The organism is Comamonas sp. B-9 (genome assembly GCF_000410635.1).
In the GTDB taxonomy this organism is placed as follows: domain Bacteria; phylum Pseudomonadota; class Gammaproteobacteria; order Burkholderiales; family Burkholderiaceae_C; genus Comamonas.
Window position 1 is genome coordinate 31,564 of record NZ_KE148679.1, and the last position, 13,793, is coordinate 45,356.

Consider the following 13,793-nt stretch of genomic DNA (forward strand, 5'->3'; position numbering starts at 1 on the left):
TGCGAAAGGAGCCAGTCAGCCCGTGCTGCTCGATCAGCGCATGCGCTGCCAGCATCACGTCCTTTTCGGCACGGGCACGCAGCAAGAGGCCCGAGGCCGCTTCAAAATTGCCATGTGCCAGCATCAGCTGGGCATCGGCCAGCAGCTGCTGGCCCTGGCTGGTCGCAGAGGGAGAATTCGTGGTCATAAATCTGGTGGCGATGAGCGCTCCAGCGCGGATGCCGGCGCGCTCGTTTCCGGGTGCTCAAGCCGCACGCACTGTTGCGCAAAGCCTCAACCCCAATGGTGGGGCAATCGTACCAGCCCAGGCAGTGGCTTGGGGTAGATAAAACGGAAGACGCTGTACTGGAACCATTGGTCGTAAACCGCCAGGCCCGAGCCATCGAACAGAAAAGCGCTGACCACATAGTCACCGCTGTGCAGCGGCAGATCGGGGAAAGTCAGCACCGACTGCCAGCTGCCATCGGCCAATTGCACGGGCACAGCGCCTTCCTCGTGCGTGGCCAGGCAGGCAATGCCCACACCCTTGTTCTGCTCGATCATGAAGCCAATATTGGGCCGCTCGGCGCCATTGCCACGCGCCTTGATCGTGACGACCAGATCCTGGCCCTGTAGCACCGGCGGGTCGCCTGGGCCCAGGTTCGCAATATCCACCGACAGAATGCAGGCGTTGCCTGCCTCTTCGGACTTGGGCTGCGTTGGCGGCTGCACCGCATATGGCGTGTCCAGCGGGTCGATGGGCTCTGTGGCGATGGCTGTGGCGGCGATATCGGCCAGCGCATCCGGCACTGCAGCTGCCACATCATCGCCCCACTGCAACTGGTCCTTCTCATCGCGCTTTTGGCGGGTGCGCACATCGTAGGCAGCCAGCACCGCCTCGGTCTCGCCAAACATCTGCACCTGCCCCTGCTCCAACCACAGAGCGGCATCGCAGAGATGGCGGATATGGTAGGGGCTGTGCGAGCAAAAGAGGATGGTGCAGCCCTTTTGGCGAAAGTCCAGAATGCGCTCGATGCACTTTTTCTGAAAGCTCTGATCACCCACGGCCAGCGCCTCATCGACGATCAGCACATCGGGCTGCACGGCAGTGACCAGCGCAAAGGCCAGGCGCACATTCATACCCGAAGAATAGGTTTTCACCGGCCGGTCGATGGCGTCCTGTAACTCGGAGAACGCAATGATCTCGGGCTCGAGCTTGCGCATCTCCTCCTGGCTGATGCCGATCAGGCTGCCGGCAAAATACAGGTTGTCGCGGCCGCTGAAATCAGGGTGAAAACCAGCGCCCAGCTCCAGAATGGCAGTAATGCGGCCCGAGCGCTCAATCGAGCCTGCGGACGGTTGCATGGTGCCGGCCAAGAGCTTGAGCAGCGAGCTTTTGCCGGCCCCGTTGTCGCCCACCACGCCAATGCACTGGCCGCGTCCCAGGCTGAAGCTGACATCGCGCAGCGCCCAGTGGCTGCGGTGCATGGCACGGCCACTCAGCAGCGCCTTCACCCGCTGGCGCGGCGAATCATAGAGCTTGTATTCCTTGCCCAGGTTCTTGACCACCAGCACCGCGGCAGCCTCTTGCGTCTTTGCCATCTGCACGCCCGTCATAGCCAGTCTACCAGCTGGTCACGGCTACGCCGCACCAGCACATTCACCACCACGGCAAGCACTGCAATCCACACAGCGCTCACCACCCAGACCTGCAGCTCAGGCCACTGGCCTTGCAGCAGTGCCGACTGGTAGCCCATCACATAGGACGCCATCGGGTTAAGCCATAGCAACCAGCGCCAGCCCTGCGGAAACATCGTGATCGGAAACAGAATCGGTGTCAGGTAAATGCCCACCGACAACGCAAAGCCCACCAGCTGTACGGTATCACGCAGGGCTGCTGCAAAGATCGCCAGCGCATAGGACAGCAGCAAGGTCATCAGCAGTTGCATGGCCATCAGCGGCAGCAAGGCCAGCACCCCCCATTGCATATGGTGAACGGGGATATAGCACAGCGCCAGCAGCAGCATCAAGGGGCCAAAGATCCAGGAGCTGGCCAGCACCGATCGCACCGGAAACAGCACCGGCGGCAGCGGGTTCTTCTGCAAAATGGAGCCCGCCTCCAGCAGGCTGCCCATGCCGCGCGAGACCGCATCGCAAAAGGCCATCCAGGGTAGCGCGCCGACAATCAGAAAGGTGCCCACTGCATGGCTGGATGCACCCTCTCCCAGCCGCATCGCAAACACGATGTCGAACACCAGGTAGTAGGCCGCCACGGACAGCAGCGGCTGCAGGTAGGGCCAGATGACGCCCAGCGCGGTGCCGGCATGGCGTGCCGCCACCTCGCGGCGCGTCATCACGCCGACCAAGGCGCGACTGGCGGCCAACTCGCGGGCATTTTTTATCAGGGAATCCAGCATAAACAGGGGGCTTATCAATGGGCGTGCCAAGCCTAGCAGCATGGCATAAACAAGTCGAGGAGGCAGGGCCTCCTCTTCTGATGACTGTCCTAAGACAGGCGCTTATTTCTGTGCAGCAAACTTGGCAGACAAGGCTTCCAGGTTGGCCGGCTCGGTCTTTGTATTCTCATTGATATTTTCCACCTCTGCCCTGCGTGCCTTCTGGGACGCCTCCTGAAGGAATTGCTTTTCCAGTTGCGGCTTCACCTCTTCGAGCGACATGGTGCGCGCGGGCTTCTTCTCGATCAGCTTGATGATGTGGTAGCCGAACTGCGTCTTGATTACCGGGCTCAACTCACCTGGCTTGTTCAGCGCAAACGCAGCGGCTTCGAATTCAGGGGCGGTTTGACCACGAGGGATAGGCCCCAGGTCACCGCCTTTGAGTGCGGAGTTGGAATCTGAAGAATTGTCCTTGGCCAGCTTGGCAAAGTCCGCGCCAGAAGCCGCCTCTTGGCGCAGCTTCTCGATCTGCTCCTTGGCCTTGGCCTCGTCCTTGTTGGCAATCAGGATATGGGCCACATGCGCCTGCTCGGGCGCCTGGTACTTGTCCTTGTTGGCTTGGTAAGCCGCTTTGACCTGCGCATCCACCAGCTTCTGGTCAGGCAGGTGTTCTTTGTCAATTTTTGCCCAATAAGCATCGGACAGCACCTTGTCGCTGGCGATCCTTTCCGCTGCTGCGGTCTCAGGCTGCTTGTCCAGCTGGGCTTCCTTGGCACGCTGCGCCAGGACACGGCGAATATAGATGGCATCAGCCATCTGGGCCACGCTTTCCTTGCGCGCCAAGAAGGACGCGCGCATTTCGGGAGGCAATCGCTTGGCATCGCTCAGGATATCGCTTTCGCGCACGGCCACGCCATTGCCTTCAATCAACACCGGATCTGCTGCTTGCGCCATCACGGCCGCACTGCTGGCAGCCAAAACTGTCACTACGCCCAGGGAAGTCAACCAACTACGCATCTAGCATTCCTCAGCTCAAAAGATGCAGCATAGCAAAAGCGGCGCAAACCAGAGACCTGCTGAACCCCAGCGGAAAGCACGGGCATCCCTGCAACAACGCGGAAAAAGAAAAAAGGACAGAGATCGCTCTCTGTCCTTTTATGGACTCACTAGAAATCTAGCTCCTAAGCCCCAAAGGGCTTATGAGAGATTACTTAGCGAAACGGTGAGGCCAGGTGATACCGTAGGTACCGCTGAAGCCGTTCGACAGGCCGCCGCTATTGGACAGCTTGATGAAGGACGAACCAACCACAGGCAGAGCCTTGGCGTAGCTGATAGCACCCCAACCGTTTTCGTAACCCACTTGCACGTTGGTACGGCCAACGGAAGAACCCAGCACCGAGGTACCGGTGTCGTTAAACGACAGCACGTTCACTTCGCCGCAGAAGTCCAGACCCTTCAGGGTGCTAGGCGAGATCACAGCACCGTTCTTCTTGGATTGCTCTTCGCGATCCCAGAAGGTGTAGGAGCTGGTGGAAGCGCAGATCAAGCCGCTAGCAGCCACGTAGGTGTTGGTGGAAGTGAACACGGGCAGTGTATCAGCACCCACCACGCCATTGTTGAACACGCGGTAGTTGGCGTCGGTCACCGGCTTGGTGTAGTCAGCGCCAACGCTGTAACGACGGGTAGGCATGGACAGCACCCAGTCAGTCTTCGCGTTGATGCCAGCGTCCAGAGCAAACTGGTTCGACACGCCGGTGTTAGCCACTGCTTGGGTCAGAGCCGAAGCTTGTGCTTCGGGGGTAGCCGTAGCAGCCAGGTAAGGCGTCGACAGGTCTGGGAAGTCGAAGTTGACAGGCTTCACCAAGCCAGCTTGCAGCAGTGGGTCAGCGGTCAGTTGAGCAGCGTTAGCAGCGTTAGCAGCGGTGTTCAGTGCATCTTGTGGGAACAGCACGAAGTTACCGCGGCCATTGCCACCGGTAGCAGCGATAGCGGTAGCAGCACCGGAGAACGTGGTGGTTTGGTTCACGTTCAGGATGTACCAGTCAGCGGTCAGCTTGCCCGATGGGGTTTCGAAGCCCGAAGTCTTGGCGGCGGTCACGCTGGCAGCATCCAGAGGATTGATGTTCAGCGTTGCGTCCAGAACGGAGCTGGTGCAAGGTGCCACGCCATTGACGTGCTTGGTAGCCTTGTACACATCGGTGCTAGCACCGGTGATGTCAGCCATGTTCAGGATTTCGATGTAACCTTCCTTGGTCTGAGCAGCGGTAGCGTTAGGCATCAGACGATCGGTCACGAACTGAACTTGCTGACCACGGATGTCAGGCAGCGTGCAGCTCTTGTCGTTGGTCAGGAAGTACGAACCTTGTTCGTTGCCTTGCACCGAACCGGTCCACACGTCGCCAGGCGACAGGAACACGGTAAAGTCCAGAATATCGTCAGAGTTAGCAGCGCCGCGGAAACGAACCTTCAGAGCCTTGCCGTTGACGGTGTCGGTGTTCACCACGTGGAACACGGACATGTTGTCGTTTTGCGAGGTGAAGTATGGCACCACCAGGATGTGACCTGCACCGCCTTCGCTCTGAACCAGATCAGTAGCGGTAGGTGCCGTCATCGTCGTATTAGGGAACGTTTGGGCAGAGGCAGCGCCTGCAAAACCGCCAATCATGGCAGCAATGCTCAGTGCCAGAACATTTTTCTTCATAAACACACTCCAGTTAAAAAAAGTTAGTCAGCGCAACTACCACGATTGTTTACGCTAAGAAATAATAGCATAGCGCTCACGGGGTATGCAAAGCAAGCAGCCTGTTTTTTTTAGCAGCCTGTTGAGTATTTACAACAACCAGCCGCATACAGATAAGCTTGCACGCATGCCTGTCAGCATCAAGGTGCCTGGTAGAGATTCCACCGACCGTCTTCGAGCAACCAAGTTTGCGTCGAATACATGTCAATGGTACCCATTTTTCGGCCAGGAATCGGGGGATTGACCTTCAAATTCACACCAGCCTCGCACTTTTCGGGCTCGCAAGTCACCTTCTTCACCTCGGCACCTACCGCAAAGGTAGCCATGTAGTTCTTGGCAAAGCGCTTGTCATCGACCGCCATGCGGAAGGCCTCATTCATATAGCTGCGGGTTTTTTCCGCATCACCCTTGAGGCGTGCATCCCAATAGCCTTGGGCACGCTTGGCAACCGCTTGCTCAGGCGGGTCTGGCTGAAAGCTGGCACAAGCCACCAACGAGGCTGCGGCCCCCATTGCAAACAAAGCTTTCGCGGATTGAATCATCAAATTTGAAGTCATTTTTCAATATCTTTACAACATAGCTTATTACTGTGCCTGCACAGGCTGCACAGGGGCGACCTGCGACGCCGGACGCGTAGAGGCGTTCGAACGAATCAACAGATCATCGTCATTCAAGCCACGCAGGCGGTCACGCAGCTCTTCACTGACTTCGCGCACATCGACGTCGGTGCGTACCACTCGAGGCGTCATCACCAGCAGAAGTTCCGTCCGCTTGGAACTTCTGGTAGTGCTGCTGAAAGCTTTACCAATGATAGGAATGTCCTTCAGCAAAGGAATACCCGAGTTGGTATCTTCATTCTGATCTTTGATCAAGCCACCCATGACGATCGACTCACCAGAACGCACCGCCAGCTTGCTCGTCAGTTGGCGGTTGGAGAACTTGGTCTGTTGCGATGCGGCGTCAAGGCCCGCGCTATCGATGACGGACTGGTCGATCTGCAAACTGACCATATTGCCAGAATTGACCGAAGGCGTGACATTCAAAATCACACCCGTGTCTTTGAGCTGGTAGTTGTCCGACAAGTAGCTATTGGTGGTGATGTAGCTGCTGACCTTGACGGGGATCTGCTCGCCGACCGAGATGGTCGCGGGGTGGTTGTCCATCACCATCACAGATGGGCTGGACAGCATCTTCACCTGCCCCTGGCCCGCCACCGCACTCAAGCGGGCGGCGATATCACCACCGCTGTTGAATAGCGAATAGGTGAAATTGCCCGCTGCGGCAGCAATAGTGCCGGGAGTCGTGTTATTCAGAGTGCCAAGGCTGCCGGTGCCCGAGAAATTGCGCCCTCCGATGCCACTGTTACGGAACAACCACTCCACACCATATTGCAAGTTCTCATTGAGCGACACTTCGATGATGCTGGCCTCAATCAGCACCTGGATAGGCGCCACATCCAAACGCTTGAGCGAGGACTCGATCTTGCGGAACTGGGAGCCGGTGGACCAGACCAGGATGGTGTTGTTGAACTCATCAGCCACGACACGGATATCGCCAATGGCAGTCGCAGTGATGGTGGGGGTGCCGCCTTGCTGCTGGTTGTTGCCGCTGGTGCCCAAGCGGTTGGCATTGTTGTTGCCAAAGCCCGAGGAAAAGCCCGAACCGCTGCCAAAGCTGTTAAAGCCGCTGCCGATACGGTTGTTGTTGTTATTGTTGTTGACGCCATTGAGACCAGGCGCAACACCCGAGGTCATGTTGCCGCCAGCGCCCTGCTGGCCGCCAAAGATGCCATTGAGCACTTGGGCCAGATATTTGGCATTGCCGTTTTGCACGCGGTAGACATAGAGCTCGGGCTCGCTGCCGCCGTAACCTGGCACGTCGAGACGGCGAATCCAGCGCTCGGCTTCATCCAGATAGGAGGCACGCGGCGTGATCACCATCAGCGCATTGAGGCGCGGGATGGGCAGCACGCGCAACGCACCAAACAACGGGTTGGAGTCGCCCAACGAAGTCAGCAGCGCAGCTGCGGCGGCCGCATTGCCGCTCAGCTGGTTATTGCCTCCACTGGCAGCGGCGCCAGTCGCCTGGCCGGGGCGGCGTGCAGCGGCAGCGCTCGCAGAGCCACCCGCAATGCCAGCGGTACCGCCTGCACCTTGTCCCTGGCCAGCCTGGCCACCACCGCCGTTAACCATTTGCAGCGCCGCACTGACTTCTTCAATCGAGGCGTGCTTGAGCGGATAGATGCCCACCGACATGCCCTTGAGCAGGTCCACATCAAAGGTCTTGACCATCTCCATCCAGCCTTCGGACTGGGTACGTGTGCCTTGCATGATCAGCACATTGCGCACGGTGTCCACCTTGATGAGAGCCTCTGCCGGGATGATGGGCTTGAGGATATTGGACATCTCGGTGGCGCCAATGTATTGCAGCGGCACCACGATCACGCCATAACCCGGGGCCATGCTGCCGGGAGCACCGGCCATACGCACATTGCCCACCAGGCTGCGCAGTACCTCGGGCTTGCCCACCTGGTAGGTGCCGCGGGCATCGCGCACCATCGCCAGGCCGTTGGCCTGCAGCGCGGCCTCCAGCAGGAAGACTGCCTTGTCCGGGTCGATCGGCTTCGGGGTCGTCAAGGTCACCGTGCCTTGCAGCGGCGGGTGCATCACATAGTCGATCTTGAGGATATCGCCCAGCACGGTACGCACCACTTCGGCCACTGGCGCTTCCTCAAAGCGGAAGCTGACCGGCGCACCGCCGGCAATGGGGGTCGACTTGTCGATATTGAGCAACTTGTCGGTACCGCGCACGACACGAGGCTCGGTGGATTCCTCCTCATCATCCCCCCCCATCTTGGGGCTGATCATGATGTTAGGCGCTTGCAGTACCGGCGGCTGAGCACCTGTTTGCGCCACAGGCGGGGCCGACGACTGCGGTGCAGCGGTTTGCGCATGGAGCGGCAGCAGCATGCCCATCTGGCCCAGTGCGACCACCAGTGCAGTCTTGAAAAATACGGGAGACTTCATGGTTCTAACCCTAGGATCTATTTATATATAGGGATTGCCGCGCTCAAGGGCGCTGGGCAGCGGTAGAGCCGCCGATACTTGCGCGGCGACGAGGTGGTTGGCCATCGGCACCCATCGGTGGCTGCCCCATCTGGGCAGGCAGGACTCTGGCAGGCACATTGGTCTCGGTCGCAGGGCCATAACCCTGCTGCAGCTTGCCCTTTTGCAAGGCAATTTCCTTGGTCACGCCAGCACGGGTGAAATACACCCGGTTATCCGCGACCGAGCTCAAGGTCCAGCCATCGAGCAAGCCCTGCAGCGGCAGGGATTTGTCCTTGCCCTGGAACTTGATGATGATGCCGCCGGTCTTGCCGTCCGCACTGACATAGACGCCACTGAGCACCGCATCGGCCAGGTAGTCCGGCGGTGGTGGTGGTGGTTCAGCGGCCGCCACCGGTGGTGGGGGTGGCGGGCGCCGGGTGGGAGAGAACAAGGGACGATCGAGCATCGCCAGAAACTGGCTATGGTCCATCGCCTGTGCCTTGCCCAGGCGAGGGACGATATCGTCCAGGTTGGATTTCTGCCCTCGGGGCATGGTCCAATGGGAATTTTTCAAGCCACCGCTGGGGCTGAGCCACATCCAGACCAATACCAGGGCCAGCACCATATTGGCGGCCATCAAAATGACACCTGTATAGCGCTTCATGGACGCTCCCTCAATACGCTCAAGGTCATCTGGAGAGTCAGCCGAGGCGCCATCTTCTCATTCATCACCTGCAGGGTTCCCTGGTTTCTGACCTCCACATCGGCCAGCAGCATCACTGGCAGCTGCTCGTTCAGCACGGCCAGCGCGCTATCTACCGCCAGTAAGTCCCCTTCGGCGCGTACCGACAGCGGAATGCGGTCAAAACCCTTTTCTTCCTTGGCCGGCAGCACCTGGCTGCTGACCACCGTCAACCCTGCCGTGGTCAACAGGCTGCGCACCTTCTGCTGCACGGCATTGCCGGTCTGCGCCACATCCTGGCTGGCGGGGTAAATATACTCAGCACGGATCTGCAAGGCACGTTCGAGCGACTGGTCAATCTCCTCGCGCTGCAGATCAAGGCCACGCAGCCGTGCAAAACGGGGCTCCAGCTCCGACAGGCGCGCCTGCGCCCACATATGTTTGCTGACAACATAGCTGCCAAGACCGATCAAGGGCAGCAGCACCAGCAGAGCAGTGGCCACCAGAATCAGCAGCTCTTTACGATTGGGGCGGGTAGCGATCATGGCTTCTTCCCTCCGGCGTCAGAGGGAGGGGTAACAGAACCACCCAGCGTGGCCCGGGGCGCGCTCCCCCCCAAAGTGGCCTTGGATGGTGGACGCGGTGTGGCTTGGCCGGGTGCTGCTGCAGGCGCAGCGGCATTTGCGGGCGCAGTGCTGGCTGGAGTAACAGCGTTCGATGACGCGGGCGCTGGCCCTGGTGGCGGCGGTGCAGCAGGCATTGCGCCAGGCGTCCCCAGCGGCGTGCCTGCACCAGCATCCGCCGTAGAGGCGCTGGCCGTCTCCTCCACCTGAGGCTTGGCAGCAGCCTCTACCTCCAACACCGTCTTGGGACCAAAGACCTTGGCATCCAGCCCCAACTCGATGGTAAAGCTCTCTTTATTACCGCCACCCATGCGCGTGGCAGCGCTGGGCGCGCGCACGTCCTTGACGCCATCTTGGTTGCTCAGCTTTTGCATCAAGGCCGAGGCATTCTCGGTCAAACCAGAGATCGTCACCTTGCTGCCCTGGATACGCGCCGATTGCAGCGCCGTATCATCGGGCAGCACATTCGTCAGCATGCTGAGCACCTGGACCCCATCAATGCGTTCGCCCAGCAACTCCGACAGACCCGCGACCTTGTCGGCACTTTGCATCAAGGTCTCACGCTTGGCCACCACGTCCTTGGTCTTGGCGGCCATGCCTTCATAGGCATGCACTGCCTCAATTGCGCGCAGCCGCAGCTGCGCCGTAGGGGTGGCAGCAATCGCAGCGCACAGCAGCAAGGCGAGTGCCACGCCACCCACATTCCACCACAGCCGCTTGCGGCCCCAGGCATAACGGGCGTGTTCGCCAAAGCCCTGGAACACCACGGGGGTGCGCTCCGGAGCAAACACCCATACCTCGGGCTGCTCCAAGGATTCGGCCTTGGTCTGCCCTTTGAGCGTTTGCAGGTGCAACTGCTCCGCGACCCGGGCCTGCAAATAGGGCTCGGTCTGGGTCCTGGATGCTAGCACCACCAGCAATTTGACCGCCTTGCTGCTGCGGCTCAGTTCGGTGTAACCCCAGAGCAGGTCGTCTGCGGCAAAGGGGCTGATCGCCTGCACTTCCAGTTCGGCAGCGCTGGCGCAATCCTGGGGGTCCAAGGCTGGCAGGGCCACCGTCTTGCGCAGCACCATGTGCTCGGGCAGCTCCACCGCCCAAAACCCAGGCTCCCGCCCGGCCTTGGCCACCGGCTGGCCGCTCTCCCACACCACGCTGGGCGCGCCTTCGGCAGGCACCAGGCGCAGCATCTGCTCGGGCCGCAACCATGACAGCGGCGGCCACTGCGGCGCCCTGCGCCATGTCTTGAAAACATCGGCCTTGAGCTGGTTCAGATCCAGCCCAAAAAAGCGCGATTCAGTTGAAATTGCCATAAGGGTTCTTTGCTTCGATCAGGATGCTGGCTGCAGCATCTGGCGCGCCTCAAACGTGTACCAGGGCAGACCGTCCCGCGTTCTGGCCCCAAAGTACACACTGCGATCTACGAGAAAAATACGTCCATCGGCCATCGGCACCTGGGCGGTTATCCGGTAACGGCGTTGCGCCCCGCCGGGTCGCGCCAGGTTGGCGTCCAGGCCCGTGGTATCCAGGCCTGTCTGGCCGGATCCGCGCGATGCGGCAATGCGGGCTGCAATACCCTCGTCGCCATTGGCCAGCACCCGCAGAACTTGCGGGGGGGCTGCCAGCGGATTGACCGTGGCGCCTCCCGAGCCGGTGGTTGACGCGGTGATCAAGGGCGCGAGTCTAGCATAGAGGTCGTAATCGATTCCGGGCACCTGCATCAGGTCTTCTATCGCTTCAAAACGCTCAGGGCGGCGGCCATCGAGCGACGCGCGTTCACGGCGATCAAGGATCGCCACGGCGAGTTCCTGGGCTGCAGATTCGGGCAGTCCGCCACCAACGCTCATCAGGGCCGTCAACAGTGGCAGCGATGCGCCATTGATATTGATCAGGCCATTGAGCGGCATCACACTGACCGCCACCTGCGCGCCCTGGTAGTTGACCGAGGTTTCGGTGGTTTCCTGCAAGATCGTGCGGTCGGCCGACAGCTGCTGCAACACCATGACCACAGCCGCATCGCCCACCGCCTGCGCGGTCACCTTGTCCTTGGCAACCCCCACCATCTTGGCTTCCTGGCGCACCACACCGCTGACGCCCGTGACCATCAGGCTCAGTGCCGCAACCAGCCAAAGCACGGCGATCAGGGCCATCCCCTGCTGGGAGGATGCCGTGGCCGTGCGGCGTTGAATCTGTAAGCGCATCATCCGCTCGAGCCTCCCAGGCTCGCGCCGCCGCCGCCTCCTCGGGGATCCCCCGCGGGCATCACGCGCAACTGCACCACCACCGGTGCCAGCACCATCGACTCGGTGGACATCACCACCTGCACCGCCTGCGGCAGCCGATCCACCGCGCCCCAGTCACTGCCCCATTGCGGCGGGTCAATGGCCCCGTCCAGGTACTGGAAAGACAGGCCCGTTGCATGCTGCAGCAGCGGGTAGGTCTGTGCCCCACCCCAGTCGGGCAGGGTCTGCTGGTCGATCCAGGGCAGGTAGCTCAGCATGACGGCAGGCGCGCCGTCATAGCTGCCCATCGCCAGCCGGAAATGGTAGCGGCCACCGACGCCGTAACGCGCCGGCATCACCCCCACCCAGGTCATCGACTGGCCTGCGCCTTCAAAGAAAAATGCCGAGGGCGTGGCGCTGAGCATGCCTTGCTGCTGCAGCCCCTGCACCCGTTTGGCGGAGATGCGGCCCAGTACGGCGCGCAAAAAATCGGTGCTGGCGCGCGACTCGTCCATGCGTTCGAGCCGGTTGTCGATGCTGGTCTCCGTCCGGCCCATGGTGCCCATGGCACCGGCCAAGCCCAGCACGATCAGCGACAGCAAGGACATGGCCACCAGCATCTCCACCAGCGTAAAGCCGGCGGCCTGGCGGCGCTGGCCATGCAGGCTGCGCACAAAAAAATGCGGGTGAACGCGGCTCATCCTGGCGGCACCACATTCTCTGCCGGGTCGGGTGGCCGGCGCTGCGCACGCAAGGTCGTGAGCTCAAATACGCGCGCGCGCTCGCCCTCGGCCCAGTGCACGCTGATGTGCACCTCATGCAACACGGGGATGTTCGGGCTCTCGTCCACGCCGGTCTTGAACGGCGCGCTTTGCACGCTCCACTGGTAGCCATTGCTCTGGCCCGATTCGTTCCAGCCGCTTTCGTAGACCGAGTCGCGCGAGTCCATGATGGACTGCGCCAGTTGCACCGCATATTGGTAGCGATCGAGATCACCGACGCTGCGCGCATTGCTGCCCGTGGCGCGGTAGATCATGCCCAGCGAGATCGCCATGATGGACAGTGCCACCAAAATCTCCAGCAAGGTCATGCCTTGCTGCTGGCGCGGCCGCAGGGACAGAGACGACAGCGCCCTCATTGGAACAAGGGCTCCTGGGTGACGCGGCCTGAGAGCCAGTCCACCCGCAGGCGCGTGCCAGCGCCGTTTTTGCGCAGAATCTCCACGCTGCCGCCGGTGGAGCCCCCCGAGGCCAGGAACACGATCGAGGCCGAGCTGTTGGGCACAAACTCGCGGTCTGCGACCGTGGTGCGCAGATCGACGGTCTCGGGAATCTCCTTTTCCGCGCCCGCATAGCCATAGTGCCTCGTCTGCAGGTCCACGGTAAAGCGCACCGGCTCGCCTTGCGAGACGGCGGAATAGCGGGCCGAGCGCAGCTGGCTGATCATCGTGCGCACGGTATCGCGGTACTGCACCCCGTCTTTCAGCCGGTCATAGGCGACCGGCGCCATTGCCACCACCAGGGCCATGATGGCGAACACCACCATCAGCTCGATCAAGGTAAAGCCTTGATGGGCTGCTGGGCGCTGCGTAGCGCGGGGGTGTCGGCGCAGCCATGGCAAGGCAGTCGGCACGGGGATTCCTGGTCAGACCGGAAAAGTGGCAGGCGCCGGTTTACTGCGCGTTGCGCACATCGGCGGCTTCGCCTTCGCCACCGGGCTGGCCATCAGCGCCCAGCGACAGGATGTCGACCCGGCCACCGTTGTAGCTGTAACGGTAGGGGTTGTTCCAAGGGTCATTGGGCACGCCACCCGACAGATAAGGGCCGTTCCAGCCGCGCACATTGCCCGGCTGCTTGGCCAGCGCGTCCAGACCTTCTTCGGTGGTCGGGTAGCGGCCGGTATCGAGCTTGAAAATATCCAGCGCCTTTTGCAAGTCTGCAATCTGCACGCCGGCGGTCTTGGATTTGGCGCCACCCAATTGGCTCAGCACCTTGGGGCCCACGAGGCCCGCCAGCAAGGTCAGGATGGCCAGCACCACCAGCAGTTCGATCAGCGTAAAACCACGGCTCTTGCGTGGCGTCTTTTGGGTGAAAAAGGCCTTCATGGC

The 13,793-nt window shown here is 60.9% G+C and carries 14 protein-coding genes and 1 pseudogene; all 15 read right to left on the bottom strand.

Annotation, left to right across the window (positions count from 1 at the left end):
- Positions 1-187, bottom strand: a pseudogene (locus H928_RS33935) (methyltransferase type 12); the annotation flags it as partial.
- Positions 188-273: 86 nt separating this feature from the next.
- Positions 274-1,581 carry an ABC transporter ATP-binding protein gene (locus tag H928_RS0125060; protein ID WP_027011394.1) on the bottom strand — a complete coding sequence of 436 codons (1,308 nt, stop codon included), beginning with the start codon at positions 1,579-1,581 and terminating at the stop codon, positions 274-276.
- Positions 1,582-1,592: 11 nt separating this feature from the next.
- Positions 1,593-2,396 (bottom strand): ABC transporter permease, encoded by an 804-nt coding sequence (locus H928_RS0125065; protein ID WP_148293325.1) that lies wholly within the window; start codon positions 2,394-2,396, stop codon positions 1,593-1,595.
- Between the two features lie 102 nt (positions 2,397-2,498).
- Positions 2,499-3,392, bottom strand: coding sequence for a peptidylprolyl isomerase (locus tag H928_RS0125070; protein ID WP_052330247.1), 894 nt, complete (start codon positions 3,390-3,392; stop codon positions 2,499-2,501).
- A gap of 190 nt (positions 3,393-3,582) precedes the next feature.
- A complete protein-coding gene (locus H928_RS0125075; RefSeq protein WP_021028963.1) occupies positions 3,583-5,076 on the bottom strand; it encodes a hypothetical protein in 1,494 nt (497 codons plus the stop codon).
- Between the two features lie 179 nt (positions 5,077-5,255).
- A complete protein-coding gene (locus tag H928_RS0125080) occupies positions 5,256-5,672 on the bottom strand; it encodes a hypothetical protein (protein ID WP_148293326.1) in 417 nt (138 codons plus the stop codon).
- Between the two features lie 27 nt (positions 5,673-5,699).
- Positions 5,700-8,141 carry a type II secretion system secretin GspD gene (gene gspD / locus H928_RS29875; protein WP_021028965.1) on the bottom strand — a complete coding sequence of 814 codons (2,442 nt, stop codon included), beginning with the start codon at positions 8,139-8,141 and terminating at the stop codon, positions 5,700-5,702.
- A gap of 43 nt (positions 8,142-8,184) precedes the next feature.
- The gene (locus H928_RS32985) at positions 8,185-8,826 is read right to left on the bottom strand and encodes a hypothetical protein (RefSeq protein WP_021028966.1); all 642 of its coding nucleotides are present in this window, start codon (positions 8,824-8,826) and stop codon (positions 8,185-8,187) included.
- A complete protein-coding gene (gene gspM / locus H928_RS0125095) occupies positions 8,823-9,389 on the bottom strand; it encodes a type II secretion system protein GspM (protein WP_021028967.1) in 567 nt (188 codons plus the stop codon). Before gspM ends, H928_RS32985 begins: the two co-directional genes overlap by 4 nt.
- Positions 9,386-10,777: a PilN domain-containing protein gene (locus H928_RS0125100; protein ID WP_021028968.1), complete on the bottom strand. Its 1,392-nt coding sequence runs from the start codon at positions 10,775-10,777 to the stop codon at positions 9,386-9,388. Before H928_RS0125100 ends, gspM begins: the two co-directional genes overlap by 4 nt.
- 18 nt (positions 10,778-10,795) lie before the next feature.
- Positions 10,796-11,665 (bottom strand): general secretion pathway protein GspK, encoded by an 870-nt coding sequence (locus tag H928_RS0125105; protein ID WP_027011397.1) that lies wholly within the window; start codon positions 11,663-11,665, stop codon positions 10,796-10,798.
- Positions 11,665-12,387: a prepilin-type N-terminal cleavage/methylation domain-containing protein gene (locus H928_RS0125110; RefSeq protein WP_021028970.1), complete on the bottom strand. Its 723-nt coding sequence runs from the start codon at positions 12,385-12,387 to the stop codon at positions 11,665-11,667. Before H928_RS0125110 ends, H928_RS0125105 begins: the two co-directional genes overlap by 1 nt.
- Positions 12,384-12,824 carry a prepilin-type N-terminal cleavage/methylation domain-containing protein gene (locus H928_RS0125115; protein ID WP_021028971.1) on the bottom strand — a complete coding sequence of 147 codons (441 nt, stop codon included), beginning with the start codon at positions 12,822-12,824 and terminating at the stop codon, positions 12,384-12,386. The genes H928_RS0125110 and H928_RS0125115 overlap by 4 nt, the downstream gene beginning before the upstream one ends.
- Positions 12,821-13,318 (bottom strand): GspH/FimT family pseudopilin, encoded by a 498-nt coding sequence (locus H928_RS0125120; protein ID WP_239645081.1) that lies wholly within the window; start codon positions 13,316-13,318, stop codon positions 12,821-12,823. Before H928_RS0125120 ends, H928_RS0125115 begins: the two co-directional genes overlap by 4 nt.
- Positions 13,319-13,358: 40 nt before the next feature.
- Complete coding sequence (gspG, locus tag H928_RS0125125; protein ID WP_021028973.1) at positions 13,359-13,790, bottom strand: type II secretion system major pseudopilin GspG; 432 nt, start codon at positions 13,788-13,790, stop codon at positions 13,359-13,361.
- Between the last annotated feature and the right edge of the window lie 3 nt (positions 13,791-13,793).